Origin of the sequence: Anaeroplasma bactoclasticum (assembly GCF_003550015.1) — a bacterium.
GTDB classification, from domain to species: domain Bacteria; phylum Bacillota_I; class Bacilli_A; order Acholeplasmatales; family Anaeroplasmataceae; genus Anaeroplasma; species Anaeroplasma bactoclasticum.
This window is the reverse complement of sequence record NZ_QXEV01000012.1, coordinates 22667-39890: the sequence shown is the minus strand read 5'-3', so window position 1 is coordinate 39890 and position 17224 is coordinate 22667. Positions and strand designations below refer to the sequence as shown.

General features: G+C 30.3%; 6 protein-coding genes. All 6 read right to left on the bottom strand.

Annotated features, from left to right (window positions below; genetic code table 11):
* Window positions 1–73 precede the first annotated feature (73 nt).
* From EI71_RS06010 to EI71_RS05985, 6 genes are read right to left on the bottom strand one after another with little or no spacing between them, the layout of a single operon-like run.
* Complete coding sequence (locus tag EI71_RS06010) at window positions 74–1099, bottom strand: mechanosensitive ion channel family protein (RefSeq protein WP_119016352.1); 1026 nt, start codon at window positions 1097–1099, stop codon at window positions 74–76.
* A 14-nt stretch (window positions 1100–1113) separates the two neighbouring features.
* Window positions 1114–1983 (bottom strand): hypothetical protein, encoded by an 870-nt coding sequence (locus tag EI71_RS06005; protein WP_119016351.1) that lies wholly within the window; start codon window positions 1981–1983, stop codon window positions 1114–1116.
* Window positions 1961–11014: a hypothetical protein gene (locus tag EI71_RS06000; protein ID WP_119016350.1), complete on the bottom strand. Its 9054-nt coding sequence runs from the start codon at window positions 11012–11014 to the stop codon at window positions 1961–1963. The genes EI71_RS06005 and EI71_RS06000 overlap by 23 nt, the downstream gene beginning before the upstream one ends.
* Before the next feature lie 2 nt (window positions 11015–11016).
* Window positions 11017–13404 carry a hypothetical protein gene (locus EI71_RS05995; protein WP_119016349.1) on the bottom strand — a complete coding sequence of 796 codons (2388 nt, stop codon included), beginning with the start codon at window positions 13402–13404 and terminating at the stop codon, window positions 11017–11019.
* Between the two features lie 21 nt (window positions 13405–13425).
* Window positions 13426–15924 carry a hypothetical protein gene (locus EI71_RS05990; RefSeq protein ID WP_119016348.1) on the bottom strand — a complete coding sequence of 833 codons (2499 nt, stop codon included), beginning with the start codon at window positions 15922–15924 and terminating at the stop codon, window positions 13426–13428.
* A 3-nt stretch (window positions 15925–15927) separates the two neighbouring features.
* On the bottom strand, window positions 15928–17223 hold the full coding sequence (locus EI71_RS05985) for a hypothetical protein (RefSeq protein WP_119016347.1): 1296 nt from the start codon (window positions 17221–17223) through the stop codon (window positions 15928–15930).
* Window position 17224: the final 1 nt, after the last annotated feature.

The window sequence follows — 17224 nt, the reverse complement described above, 5'->3', positions numbered from 1 at the left end:
ACAGAATCATCGCTAGGATGATTCCTTTTTTGTGCAAAAAGAAAAGGAGTGTCCAATGACACTCCATAGGAAACTAGTTTCCTCCTCCACCTTCTTCAAAGCCTTGAGATAATTCTCTTTGCTCATCAACGAAGGAATCCATATTCTTATATTCATTTTGAGCATTATTTTCTTCACGCTCAGAAATAACAACCTGTGGGAATGGGAAGATAACTCTATTCTTATCAAAGATAATCTTAATTTCACGATTTAAATCTCTTTGAACCTGATACTTATCATCCTCGTTACATTTTGCAACTAACTTAATTGTAACTCCAGATTCACCTAATGCTTCAATTCCCTTATAATAAGGACCTTCAACAATAGTTGGAATTCTTTTTCTCATATAATCTAAGTTTGCTTCAATTACAGATTCTACTCTTTCAATAGATTCATCATAATCAATATCAATATTACAAATCGCAACAGATAGCTGCTTAGAGTTATTTACGATATCTGTAATATTTGAATTATTTACAATCTTAACATTACCAGCTAAATCAACAATCTTTGTTGTACGAAGACCAATGGCCTGAACTACACCTCTCCAATCATCAATTACAACTGTATCACCAACCTGGAAGTCACCTTCAAAAATAATGAATAATCCAGAAATGATATCTGCAATTAGAGACTGGCAGCCTAAACCTACAATTAAAGTTACAATACCTGCAGATGCAAGTAATGTAGTAGGATCTACACCCCATGCAGCTAATGTGAATAATAATACACAAATAAAGCTTGCGTATTTAATAATACTTTGAAGTAAGGAAATTGTAGTCATTAAGCGCTGATTCTTCTTCTTAGGTAAATCTAAGATAAATTTTAAAATTCTATAAGGAACAATAAATGCGAATATGATTACGATTGTCTTAATAATACGAACTAATACCTGAGTAGCTTGGTCTGTAAATGTAGCACCAAAGTCTTCATATAGGTTATAGAAAATAGAATCGTCAGGGAAGATGTTCTTACGGAAGAATATTACCGCAAGTAATGCAGCACCGATAACCCAAAAAACTATTTCTACAACGCTTATTTTTAATTTCTTGTTTTTCATTTTAAATATTCCTCCTAAATTTGAACAACATAAGAATAAGTTTCTTTTGTTCCATTACTATTAAATGATAATTCAAAATAAGCTTCTCCACCAGCTAAATGAATAATACTTATTCTTTGCTGGTCATGTAAATTATCTGTGAAGCTACATTTACTTATAACTCCATCAGAATCTTTAATAAATGCATCAAAATCTGTAAATATTCCATAGTCATCTTGGAAATCCATTTCAAATAGGAAGCATCCCGAATTTTCAAAATCACTCATATAGGATACACTTCTAAATACAGATTCATATTGATTAACCTCTAAAATCATAGAATCATAGGTTCTATTAACTAACCCTGTGTTACCACAAAGTCTAAATGTAAAGGATACAGAATCTTTTGTTTTAAGCTTTTCTTCAATATTTAAATCTAAGGTATCTAGTATACCACTATATGGACCATTTATAGTTTCTTCTACATCTGTAATGATTTCTTTTGTTGTAAGTGCATTCGATGCTGTTCCTTCATAGATTTCAAAATACATTGTATTTCCTTTTTCTACATCAGAAACATTTACCTCATAAACAATATGATTATCTTGGAATTCAAGCTTTTCAATTTTTCCATCCATATTAATATTAACTAAGCCAGATGTACCAATAACAATTAAGGATGCAACACCAACGACTGCAGCACCAGTGGCAAGCTTACCACCAGATGCCGCATCACGTTTAATTCTTTGAACCTTAGTTTCTACTGGATATTCCTTATTTAGATCATCAGATTCCGCTGCACTTATGTATTCCTTAGCGAATCTTTCCTCTTTGGGATCTTTATTAAATTCCTTCGAGCTTTTAAACTCTTCAGGGTCCCTATTATTCTCTAGATCCTGTCGCATAATGTGCCCTCCTCTTTATGATAATATGTCTTGCAACAATTACGCATACAAGCGCAAACACTGCAGATGCAAATACAAATACAACAATTACCTCTGTACTTGTTAGGTTTGAACTTACTGGTATGACAAGCTTAGCCTCTAAATTGCTAGAGAATGTAGAAATACAATCATCATAAGTCATATCATTGCCAGCTTCAATCATTTTTCTATATTCTAAGTAGAAAGTATCAAAATCAGAATATTGATCTACTAAATCTAAATATACATTCTTTAAGGACATTCTCTTAGTAAAATCTAAGTTTTCAATCTTAATAATATATATTCTATCTAAATCATTTAATACAATAACCTGCATATGAGCTACTACTGCAGCTTCTGCTGCCTTGAAGAAGATAGCATCATATTCCTCACGGTTAAATGTATAATCCTCATAAGTTTGTGATTGTAATAGAGTTACACACTTACTGATATTCTGTGTTACCATTTGACTATCCGTATGATGTACTTGCTTATTCACATCCTTCATTAGAATTACAGTATTTCCAATATATTCATCCTTAAATTCATTTAAATCTACATGAGAATAATTGGAATAATTGTATTCTAATAATTCATCAACCTTATTAATTACAAAGCTTGTTTGATTTTGGATATCTAATGAATTTGTATTAGTTAATGCAGTAAGCTTAATGGATTGCTTCTGATTTATAAGATCACTTAAGGAAATATTATATGTAGAAATAATAGAATCACTTACATTTAAAACATTGATGACATAATTCTTATATCTAGCTAAATTCTTTGTTGATGCATTACCATTGAATGCTAAATCAGAAAGCTCATCAATACACTTGTTTGCATAATCCATAATACGATTAGCATCTAGGTGAGATACAGGAATTCTTGCATCCTCAATTTCAGTTAAATAACCAATAACCTCAGTTAAGAATTCAACGAATTCTTGAGCTTCTACTCCATCCATTTCAACTGCATAATCTTTAGATAATTTTTCTTGGTATAAAGATAGATATCTTTGAACTGTTGGATTATCAAAATAGCTAACAGCAGCATCAATTACACTTAAGCCTAAGGCTTGTGAATTAATATATAGCATTTCATCAAAGCTTAGAGTTCTAACCTCAAATACATATGCATCGGATGCACAATAATCATCATCTGCCTTATAGCGATATGTAATTTTATATGTTGTATTTTCCTTTAGATTAGATACTTCAAAATCTCTACCTACTTGGTATGAACCATTTTCAAAATAGAATTCATATTTTTCATTAATATGTAAGGATATAGAATTATTTGTTCTAGAAATTAAATAAATATCATCTAAATCTCCATCATATTTTGGATTACATACCAAAATAGTCATTTCAAACTTATAAGGAGCTAGTGATATATCATTTGGTTGGAATAATACAACAAATGATTCTGTTGCGGATTCTACCTTTTTAACAACATGTGTTGAATCTTCAAATCTAAATTCACCTGGAATTATTTCATTTCCAATCTTGACTAAACCGCCAGTAAATACTGCCTTACCTAATGTTTCATTTTCATGAAGCATAGAAACATTTGGCATTGTAATTAAAGAATAGCTTGCGCCTTCTTGTCCATAAACTAAAACATCACTTGCTGGCATTACCTCAAATGGAATCGCACTCCAAGATACAAAATTGAAATCTCCATCATAAAGAGTTGGATCATATTCCCAAAGGATAATGTCATCGCCATAATAATATTCATCTTGGTAAACTAAAGTATCCTTAATGAAATAATATACATTATATTTACATTTTTCTTCTTGTAAATCAATTTCATAATCATTCTCTTTAGAAGAAATTAATAAGATATTACCAACCTTAGTTTCACTTGTAACATAGGTATAGCCTGGTTCTTTAGTAACCTCAACACCAACGATAGAATTTGTTAAATGATAGCCTAAATTGGAAACAGATAAATGATCTATTCCATCTGGAATTGTATATTTAACTAAATTAATCTCTGTAATAGAATCTAAGTCAACATTTAAATATCTAACTGTCTTAGTGATTGGATCAACCATCCACAAGAATCCATGATTTTCTTTATATGTGACTTCTATTCTATTATTATCTAGTACAACAGCTTCTGTGATAATTGTTCTTGCTGTAATTTCTTCTTTATTGTCGGCAATAAAGAACATTCCTTCTATAACAGTACCACTGAAGTTAATTGTATATTCCTTTGTAATACCATAAATAATACTTGCATATAAAGTTACATTTGCTGCTGGCATAGTATCTAATGTATCATTCCATTCCGATTTTCTATAGCCTTGTAATTGCTCATTGGATGGCTCCCAAATAGTAACACTATCGCCACAGTAATAATCATCTGTATGAACTAAATTACCATCTAAATAGTAATAAATATGATATTGTCTTCTTGCAACAGAAAGTGCAATTTCTAAGCTTCCAAGCTCATTAGAAATCTCTTGCATAGAGGCAATACGAATCGTATTGGAATTATAAATATTTACTAATCTAGCTAATTCTGCATCTGTAAAATATGCATAATACCCTTCTTCAATATCTAATGTTAATGTAACAACATCACCAAATAAATACCATCCTTCACCTGTAACCTCAATATGAGTTTCCTCGTCGCTTGGATCTGCATTTAGAGTAGCAACAGAAATATACTGTAATTCAAATTGTCCGCCACTTCCAACTTCATTTAATGTAGTAAAATAAATATATTCACTTGTCCTTGGAAGCTTTAAATAAACCTCTAAATTACCATTGTCGGAATCATCTGGGAAGAAATAGAATTGATATCTATAGAAATAGCCACCATCCATTACCTTAGATACAGATACCTTATATTGCATTGTATCAATATTATTTGCATCAAAGGATAACTGCTCCATTAATGTTTTTTCTGTTGTTACATTATCTACATAATATAACATGACAGATGATGCAGACATTTCTGTTTCTTCAAAGTCTAATTTTTCACGATTTGATTCATAATAAGTAATCTCAAAAGATGCTCTGCCTGCTTCAACCCAATCCCCATATACGATGACATGATGAGAAGGAATTGTACTTTCTGGAGAAACATACATATCAATCATATTCTCGCCATAATAAATTACATAGCCAGCCAAACGATATCCTTCTTTAGAAATTTCTGGATATGCAGGGAAACTTGATTCAAACTCACAAGTTGTATATGTTTCTGCATTAAAGGTAGGATCATCTAAATATACATCGTCATAATTGAAATCAGGATCATTTGTAATATCACTTCTATCAATATAGAAATATACACGATAGGAGCTCTTTTTATATCCAAAATCAACCATGAAGGTATATTCTTGATCAATATTCTCTACAACAATCTTATTCTTTTCAATTCCAAAAGAATTATCCTTTTGAGAATATTCATATCCTTCTTCACCATCGTATTGGAAGCGTGCTATAAAGGATTCTCCTTTAGATAAATAATATATTCTTGTATCTCCAGAATCACCCTCAGTAGTCATCATTCCATTTATACTTACATCATAGTTATAGCCAAAGCCATCGCCATCTTTATCTCCTATAGTTATAGAATAATAATCATAATTTAATACTTCATCATCTATGCTAACAGGACAAATTGCCTCATCATCTACAAATAACCATAAGTATCCCTCATCTGGTTCAAAATAATATAAGGTGCCATCCTTTACTGCTGCTGAACCTACATTCGTTTCTTCAAAATAGTATTCTAAGCTTGAATACTTAAAGGAATAATTTGCTTCTACTCCATTTAATTTGATAGTTCCAATTTCTTTTGAATAATAAGTAAGAGGCGAATCAGAAGCAAACGCTAAATCTATAATGACATAGACGTTTCCTACAAAAGGATGAAGCGGCTTAGAATCAAATTCAGTTGTATGAAGACTATCTTGATAGAAATGTATACCTGCAATAAGAACATCTTGTCTTACATCATCTTTTTCAAAGATAAACATTTTATTTACATTTAAATAATAATTTAAATATGCTTCTGTATCTTCAACAGTATATCTAAATCCATTATCTTGAGCAAATTGATAATTTGCATAAATCCAGCTACTATTAATTTCTGTAGCTTCTATATTCTCATCAAAAATGAATTTACCTTCTACATCCCATGAATAATTAATAGTATATTCTTTATATGACAAAGTAACATTTATAGATGTATTTTGAGTAACCTCAAGAGAGAATGTACTACCACCTGCTGCATAATTAGAAATTTCATGAACGTGAGCACTTTTACCAAGTTCATCATAATGAGATAGATCAAAAGAAATTGTATATCCTGAAATATAATATGCATATGCATCAAATACAATCGTTTTGGTTTCTTCGGTATTATTTCTAAGCTTAATGGTTGCCTCTATATCATCCGTAACACTATTTTGCGATGACCATATTCTATAAATTGTGAAATCTGAATCAATATCTTCTAAAATAGGAACCTTTGGTGATTCGCCATCTAATTTGGAATCATCAAGTAAAGCCCATAAATACATATTACCATCATAAAAATACGTACATGTTATAGTTGAATCTATACTATTTTCTTCTACACCATAGATTACTCTTACATTTTCATATTCCGTTGGTTTATTGAATTCCATTTTTTCCTTAGAGAAATCAAATGTGAATCCATCAGATGAATAATTATATGTATTTTCACCATATGTGATGCTATTAGGCATAGTATATTGCTTATAATGATAATATGTTAAATTATTATCATCAGATTCTGGAGCTGCGATAGTAAATACAACATAATAATCTCTACAATCGGATGGCGTTGGAGTTTGTCTATAATCAACACCAACATTTGACTCTATATTATACTGTGTATAAACATTCTTATAAATCAAGAATCCCTCAAATTCAATATCATTATATTTACAATGTCGAATTGTTCCTTCTTCTAATATGTATTTAATTGATGTGTCATTTATTGTATATAAAGCATAGAATCCTCTTAATTCTTCGTTAGAATAGGAAGACCAATGCTCAGCAATCGTGTCACTACTTATATTATTAACATAGAATGGACCTTCCTCATTAGAAAACTCTACTTCAATTTGATATCCACTAGTCCAATAATAATTAATGCGGTAGTAAACAAGACTCTTTTCTACAGTTAGATGAATATCATCTTCTAAAACACCCTCATATACACTATTGGTTAAGGTATATTCAGCTGTAGTATTTGCAATTTCATATCCTCTTTCAACATTAAAACGAATAGCATATGGTTTATTCGCTAAAGTGTAAGATAAAAATGCATTATTCTTTTCAAGAACTCCTGTAGATGTAGCTCCACATCCATATTCAAATACATAATCATAGGCAGCTGATTCTTCATCCGTAGTCACATAGAATGTTTTAAACTCTAAAATGGTATCCTCGTGTGTCGCAATATATTCAAGAGTTTGAGCAAAATAGTAATTTGAAACGGATTCGTGTGTTTCATCTTCGTAATGTATAATCCATAAATATGGTTCTAAACCATCTGGAATATATACGGACAAGTGTTTATAATTACCACTATCTGTTTGATTAATTAAAATTCCATCTACTACATCACCATAAGCCTCAGAGCTTGAACAAAATCCAAATTCAAAAGTATTTGCAGCATAATCTTCACCATACTTGAAGCCAAAGCTTTCATCATAATATGTATATTCATAATTCATAGATTCCGATTTTGACATTGCTAGAGTATATACACAATAAATATCTTGTTCTAAATCCTCTAAATTTCCTGTATATTCTATAGAATTTTCAGGATAATTAGGATCATATGTTGTATAATACTTGATTTCAATAATCATGAATCTCTTTGTTGTTTCTAAATCATTGTATAAATATAAATTCTTCTTATCAAAAACTTTAGGAATTCTATCTGTTCCTGCTTCCGTGTAGCAATAATTATTCTCATATAATCCTGCTTCTTCACAGTAGAAAAGATAATCAAAGAAATCATAATCGTGCTTTTCAAAATATTTACCGCCCATGGAATCAACTAAATCACAATTCCAATATTCAAATATTTTATATTGTCTATTTGTTTTGCTAATTATGATATTTACAGTCCAATTATATGATGAGAAAGCATTATGTAATACATTATTAACATTTAAATAGAATGTACTATTGCTTCTATCATATAAATATCCTCTTACACCCAAAGTATTATAATCAAATCGGAAAGTTTGATTTTCTGCTAAAGTGTAATCAGCTAATGGATTAAATGGATATCCATATTTATAAATTCTTTCAACTAGTGCTCCACCATTTTCTTCTACTACACTGTAATAATAATCTGTAGGGTCTGCAGAGCCTAGCATTGGATAGAAATAAATAATAGTTTTAAAATCTTCTTCTAACTCAGCTTCTAAACTATCATCTGCCGTAAAGTTTACATTTAAGATTACAGTATGTAAGCTATCATTATTACCTAAAAACTTAATAAAGCTATCTAAGGATGCAAGATTCTTATATTCTGCTACATCATTATTTAAGTAAGTAAATCTTACAAAAGTATTAGAGAAATTCAAACTAGAATCTGGAGTGATAGACATAGTATAGGATAAATCGGATTGTATTGTACAGCTTAAATAATCCGAAGTAATCGTTTGTCCATTTTGATTTACAAATACAATCTCTGGATCAGTTATATTTGTAGTATCCATTTGAATTGTTCCAGTGAAGGATAAATTACTTTGGTTAAAAATATAATATACAGTGAAATTCATATCTCCTATTACTATTTCTGTAGATAGAGTATCAATAGACTGAAAATCACTTATAGCTGTCTGTATAAATTGAGACTCACCCTCATCATAACGAGTATAAGAATAGGATAAGGTGTAACCAGTTTCCTTTGTTAAATTTAAATTACTATTAATACTGTAATTTACTGGTCTTTTCCCAGAAACCCAAATACGATTAGAAATTCTTACAGTATTTCCTTCATATAAAACATGAGATGCCTTATCATCTGTTTTATTACCATCTTTATCGTATGTTTCACATACATTGTTAATACTTCTATATATTTCATTAGCACCAGCAATTCGTGATAATTTAGATTGATCTTGGCTATCACAAATGAAATAATAAGCGCCTTCTAAAATTTCATATGGGTCAAATGTTGAATTGTAATAAACATTGTTTTTAACAGCTGCATCATAATATGCTAAATAGTATTTATCCCAAAGCTTACTATTGGCAGTAAATTCAAATATTATTTGTTCATCTTCTATAGTTATTCTCTTATAGATATTAGCTTCACTATATCCATTACTACTTTTTTCTACAGCTTTAAATAAATCATCACCTTGATTTATAAAATCATCATAATAAGTCTCATGTTTTAAATTAGTAGTATCAATCCTATATGCCTGATTAGAATATGCTTCAAAGCTATAAGTTACATGTTCATCATTATCATAATAAACCTTATAAGCCTTATATTCACTAGGATTCATTTCATCATAAATTGTTGAAAGAGTATATCCATGACAATGAGCAAAATTAACACTATTGCGCATATCATAAAAATCCATAGTTGTACTACCATCACCATTTAAAGATGGACTTGCAAGATATAATGGTGCTTCATGGGCAGTATAGGTTCTTATAGGAGTGCTTCCATCGGATACATCAATAAAATATTTATCATCTGCTTCATCAAGTGGTCGAACTACTACATTACAATGCTTAGTTTCTGAAGATGCACCATCACCTCTAACGATATTTTTAATAGAATTTGCTTTTGAAACTCCTTCAACATATGTTTGCTGAATAGAACCTTCAAACAAATTATAATCAATAGAACCACCGCTTGAGTAACCTACCATACCACCAATTCTTGTAGTACCACAAGAAGATGAAACAACAGCAACTTTGTCTTCGTCAGCTACTCCACATAATAAATAACCATTTTGGTTAAAGAAAACATTATTAACAACAGTGGAGTTTAATGATTTTCCTACTAATCCACCGACATAGTTTTCTAAAGTATCTTTCTGATACTCGGTTTGAATAAAAGCTGTTAATCCACTAATTAATAGTTCACTTGGAATTGTACCAACAAAGAAGGAATCTGCTAAACATGAAGTAATATAGCTACCATCTTGTTCTGCAACAATTCCACCTACATATTTATATCCATATACGATAGCACCATAGCCATCACATCTTTCAATATATGAACCATTCTTACCATAGGATGCAAATACAGATGCATGTTTATATCCATAAAAATAATTTTTTACTTCACTAAGAGAAGGATTCTCTGCTGCGCCTTTTTCTTCAGCCAAATAACAGTTACTAATTAAACCATTATTTTCTCCAACTAAAGCTGCATCATCATATCCATATGCATATACTTTACCCTCATTATAACCGCATCCTAAATAGATTCGATAAAATGTATTATTATAAAGCATAGCGCCACTATCTAGCTTATGAATAAAATGTACATAACCATTATCACCATAACCAACACTATTATGATGAGTTGGAGTAGTGATACCATCAATAGTTAAATTCTTAATAACTGCATCAGTATCAAGCTCTTCAATGAATGCATAAGAATCATCATTTCTTTCAACAAAAGATAAATTCAAAAGCTTTTTAGAATTACCATCTAAAGTACCAGAGAATTTAGCCATTTTGCTTAATGGCTTTCCTTGCATATCAATGTCTTCTTCTGCTGTGACTGTAAAAGTCATTCCCGAAGTATCATCATCAATATTAAAGAAGGCTAAAACATCATCACTATCTTTTATTTCGTAATTTTTAACACTAGAATCAAAATTACTTGTTTCATTTTCTGAATCATATAGCTTTACTGCATTCAACTGTGTTTGATAAGATTTAAAATTAGGCTTCATGATATTACCTAATACTAAAGCAATTGCTAGAAAAGAACTAATTAAAATTCCAAATATAATGATAATTCTCTTTTTCATACTTATGCACTCCTTTCTGTATAAGTTAATGTTCCTTCGTGAATATTAAATGTATAGTTTTCTGTTAAATCTACTGCATTTTCAAAGCTAGAGCTATAAACTCTAATTTTACCAATTGTATTAGATGCACTACCCACATAGAATAATTCACCAGTGATTTCAATCTCAATTACTTGTCCTGAAACTAGACCAGAAACGCTTGCCTCATCACAAGTTAAGACACCAAAATCATAACTCTTTGTAATAGATCCTGTAGTAATATTTACAACCCTTGGAGTAATTGTAAGACTACCAGAGGAAAATTCAATATTATAATAAGATGTTACTTCTTCATCATTTTCATTTTTTATAAATACATTATCTACTGTAACAGGAACAATTCTTGTTCCAACATCTAAAGCAGTAATGTTAGATGGAATAAAGGTAATGGAATCTGTTGATAATAATTCACCAGAAGAAATGTAGTAATCACTATCATTTACTTCAAGCTCATTACCATCATATATTTTACTTTTTGAAGATAAGGACACCTTAAGTGACTTTTTAAATATAGTAAATGTTCCTTTAACTATTGTAACATCATATAAATCATTATGAAGATTACTACCATCTAATATGGAAAAGTCTTGGATATCAATCTCATTGATTCCAATATTCATTGTATAATTATATGAACCGATATAGACTGTATCATTTTCAAGTAAGCCATCATTCTTTCCACACGCATAGGAGAATACAGGCGTATCTCCATAGGTAATATCCGTACCAAATACTTTTATTTTAAGCTTTCTTTTTGTAATTGTTAATAAACCAAAATCTTCTGTAATATTGTAACAGTAAGATACATCTTCTCCATTATGCATAATAGAAATTGTTGATGAATCAATTACTATCTCAGATATTCCTATTTCTGTAGCACTACAAGTCGATGTAAATGCTAGAGTATCTGATGAAACTAAGCCTTCTTGTTCATATTTATTTGTTTCAAAGGTAAGTCCATCATATTCCTTTATTGTACTTTTTGGCTTAATTGTTAAATCCTTTTTAACAATTTCAATATTTCCACTTTCAATTTCTAAATCAAAGGAATCAGATACATCTATACCATCCTTTGTTAATGTATAAGACTTATAGGTTATTTTGCCAACACCTACTTCTCTTATACTTGAATCAACTTTTATCTTAAGTTCACTATCAAATAGATTTCCACTATCTAATGTGTATGTATCATCAAATATGGTATTACCAGAATATTCAACTTCCATATCATCTAGCGTTACCTTCGCTTTTGCCTTATTAACAGCAATAAAGCCATATGTATATTCAACAATATAACAGTAAGATACATCTACTCCATCACTATTTATAAATTTAGGAGTAAGCTCATAGCTATATTTTCCAGCCAAATTCACTTCAATTGGATCTACTGTAACACTATCTGGAATATCTTCAGATAATTGATATTCATCAAATTCCTGTACCTCTCCATTATAAGTAGTAGCACAATCCTTTGTTTCAAATTCAATTGTCTTTTCTGTAACAGTTAGTAATCCACTTTCAAATACATAATCATAGGTTTCATAAGCATTGCCATCCTTATCCTTAATTGAAACATTTGTAACCTTATATTCACTTTCTCCAACTAAGGTTTGGCTTCCTTCTACTTCTAGATGTACTTCTTCATCTCCATTGATTAAGCCTCTAATTGTATAATCCTCTTCACCTTCATATTCTAAAGGTGTACCATCATATACCTTTTCTTTATCCTTAAGTGTAATAACTAAAGGAACTTTTACAAATGTTATTTCAGTTTTAGGGAATTCTAAATCATAATAATCTGTAATATCTACTCCTAAAGAATCTATAATTGTAACATCGGATACCCAAGCTTTGGTATTTAATTGATGCTTATCCTCATATTCAATAGTATAAGAGGATATTTTTTTATCATATGGAAGATTTGAAGTAATCTTTTTAGGTTCAAAGCCATAATCAACTGTAGTATCTTCAATAGAGATTGTTGCCTTACCCTTTTCAATTACAAATTCATAATCGGAAGAATACTTTGTAACTCCAAAAATATTGGTAGATGCAATTCTATAGCTATAACTACCAGGCTTTGTTGGTTGTTCCTCCTGATATTTTCCATCAACTAAGAATTCATATCTTGCTGATGCTAAGAAGGATTTTGGTGTATTTTGAATAGTATCACCAAATTTTAAATCCGAAATACCATATTCATATGGTGTTCCTGATGTAAAGAATAGTACTAAAATAGCAGAAAGGAGGATTACTAATCCAATCAATATGAAGGGTAATTTCTTTGTTAAGAATGCTCTTCTTTTCTTATATTTTATTACTTGTTCATTATAAAATTCTTCATAACGCATAGAGAATCCTCCTTTCTATAATTAATTCGTTAAAGATAATGTTCCATAATTATATGTAATATCATAATTATATGTAACATCTTCACCATTCTCATCTAAGATGATGATTGTAATAGCATTTTGTTTTGATCCTACATAATCTAGTGTAACTATAGATTGTTCAATATGATGATTATCACATAAATCTAATGTAGTCTCATCAATTGCACCAGATATATAAGACTCTGTTTGAATAGAGCTTGTAACAGATGATGTACTTACAGTAATTGCTTTTTGAGATATCTTAAGTGTACCTAAAGTAATATGGATATAATAATGATCCATTATATTATTTAGGTGTTCTGTATCTGTGATATCATATACACCATTAATCTTTATTTCATTCATGGATGTACCAACATTCTTTTGGCTTCCAACTACTTCATAATCGATAACTAAATTATCTGCGCCTGAAATTGTTGGAGCTAAAATAGTAGAATGGGCTAATCCATTATATTCTTCTGTTAAAGATGGAGTAATAATTGTAATTTCTTTTTCATAAATTTGTAATAAGCCAGTAAATAAATGATCATCATCAATTGTAAACTGGGCTGTTACATCCACATTTGAATTATCTTTAATACGAATAGAATCCTTAATAATACTTGATACAGATGTACCAATACCAGTTTGAGTTCCTGTTAATACATATTCAATTGAATAACCTAAAGAAGCATAATAATCAAATCCAATAATCTCTGTTGGAGTAATCGTTGTTTCATCATCAACATACTTACTATATACATCCTTTGGAGCTAAATAAACTGGTTTATTTTGTGCTTCATAAATAGAAAGTATTCCATTTAAAACTTTAATATCATAATTGTTTTGAGCTTGTGTTAGGATTTGACCATCCTTATTCACAATTTGATATGTTAAAATATTTCTTACAGTACCTACAGTAGAAAGTGGGAATTCAGGAGTGACAGTTACATCTAAATACTCATAATCTGCCATATTACCATTTACGATGTACCAAGAATTTGATACAATTGGATTTCCATCTTCTGCCTTAGAATAGCTAGATGCACGAAGAGTTAATTCTCTTTTATATATTGTTAAAGTACCAAGGTTTAATGTTATTTGATAATTTCTAGTAACATCACGGCCTTGGGCATTTTTAATTGTAATAGAGCAATAATTTTGTATCTCTCCTGCATTAACAATGCTACCATTAAATACTGCATATAATGTATGACCTATAAGTAATGGAGTAGAGATTGAAACTTCTGGGTCAGAAGTATTTTTAAGCTCTGTTCCATCATATACCTTATCATCGCTTTTTGTTGAAATTTCAATTAAACGAGGCTTAATAGTGATTGTTCCAAAAATATTCTTTGCATTATAATTGTTTGAAACATTTTCTCCTTCTGCATTATAAATTGCAGTATAGAAGGTATTATCATAAGAACCAGCTTGAGTTGCAACTTGAGTGAAATTTACCTTAAGTAAATCTCCATCCGCCAAAGTACCATCTAAAGTGTAATTAGAATTTCCTTGAGCAACATAGGTCTCATCATCATATTCCTTTTCAATGTTTTCTGATGCAACAATGATATCTCTTCTTAAAATAGATATCTCACCATAAAGCATTGTAATGGCATAATTCTTTGTTACATCATTACCTAAACTATCTAAGATTACTACTTCATAATCATTACTATAATTTCCTACATTCTTTTCATTAGTTAAAGATGTATAAGAAATAGTATCACCTAAAGCTAAATGCTCTGTATGAGTAGAATCTGTATCATCTTCACTAACCTTTAGCTTTGGTGTTGTATATGTATCAACACTATGATATTTACCATCATATTCATAGCTTGCACCATCGCTCTTAATTGTAAGAGGAATTGCAGATTTCGTTAAAATACCATCTTCTGCAAGAACCTTATAATTTGAAGTTACATTAATCTTCTCTCCATTTTTCATGGAGTATATTGCATAAACTAAGGAAGCCTTTGCTTCGCCAATTTCTTTAATAGAACCAGTTAATGTAACATCTAGGATGTCTCCTTCAGCTAAAGAGCCCTTACCTTCAACAATTTCATAATCAGTTGCTTTTAGTTCTTTACCATCATATTCTTCTTCTTCAGATTTTACTCTTAAAGTTAATTCTCTTTTGGTGATGGTAACAGTACCATAATTTTTTGTGATATTATAGGATTCTGTTACATCCTTATCATCCTTATTCAATATCTTGGCTTCAAAATAGGTTGTGTAAGTACCTACATTACAAGATGTATCATAAAATTCAATAGAAACTCTATCTCCTTCATATAGCTTGCCAAGTACATCATAACGATTGACATCAATTCCTTCTCCATCATATTCCTTTTCATAGGATTCTGATGTAATCGTAATTGAGTTTTTAAGTAATGATATACTTCCAGTTAAGGTTAATACCATGAATACAACACCAATGAAGGTAATAAATCCTGCCACACCAGCAAGTATACCAACAATTAATTTCTTACTCATAGCTTACCTCACTAGTCTTAAAATGATTTCCTTACACAAAACCATTTTATTTTGTCCAAATAATTCATCAAGCTTATCTAAAAGCTCACCAGATTTTCTCTTTAAATATAGGGAGTTTCCACCAACAAGCTTTCTAAATACCTTTTTAGATAAAATATCATCTAATGCTTCAAGCTCATCTCCGCCGCAAGCAACATATACAGATGTATATTCCTCAATCTGACGATTAATACGGTTACCGAAGGATAATCTAAATGTATCCTGCATATATAAATCTAATCTTTCAAGCTTATTCTTATATTTATATCTCAAGCGGTATTCTGCCATAGCCTGTCTTGCCATCTTTTGGAAGTCATAAGCATTCATACGAATATGACGCCAATTATCTACAGTAAATGCTTCTGCCTTATGGTCTAAATTTAATACCATAGAACGGTCATATACCTTATCGGATATTGCAAATGTTGAATCATCATTATTTGCTGTACCGATAAACCAAATATTATCTGGTAATTTAATTTGACCATTCTTCATTTTAACTGGGTCATGAATTGATGTAGATGAAATAATCTCTAAATATCTAGAATTCGATGGGATTTCCATTAAGGATAAGAATTCCGCAAAATAATACTCAACTCTTGCGATATTCATCTCATCTAAAATTGTAACAAACATATCATTTCTCCAGTTTGCTTGATAAATGGTCTCTAAAAATTGAGTCTCATTAAATCTTTTAGAGAATTCATTATAATATCCAAGTAAATCTGTTCTTTCCTTCCACATTGGCTGAATTGGTATAATTGTTGAATCTCTTTCAATAAATTTACCAAATGCGTAAGCCAAAGATGTCTTACCTGTACCAGACATACCCTGTAATATTAGAATATGAGATACAGCTAAGCCTGCAATAAATCTTCTTATATCATCAATAGAATAATATAGACCTAATTCTCCTGCAGAGAAATTTCTAAACTCATTACAGAATTCCTCTAAGCTTACCTTATCATAAGGAAGTGGAGGATTCTTTTTCATTTCATCATCAATTCTTTCTAAGGCAGGGAATGCATGAGCGGCATCCTTACCTCTTTTCTTTTGGTCCTTCATTAGTAAGCTTACTAGTACAATTGCTGTTAAAAGACCAACTAAAACAAGGGATAAAAGTAGCATAACAACTATGCCTGATGAACCTTCAACAGTATAACCAGCCGAATAGAAGCTTAGGATTCCTCCAATTAAGAGTCCTACAACTACTATGACTAAGCCAAAGGTTACAAATATCCATGTTTTATAGGATTTCATA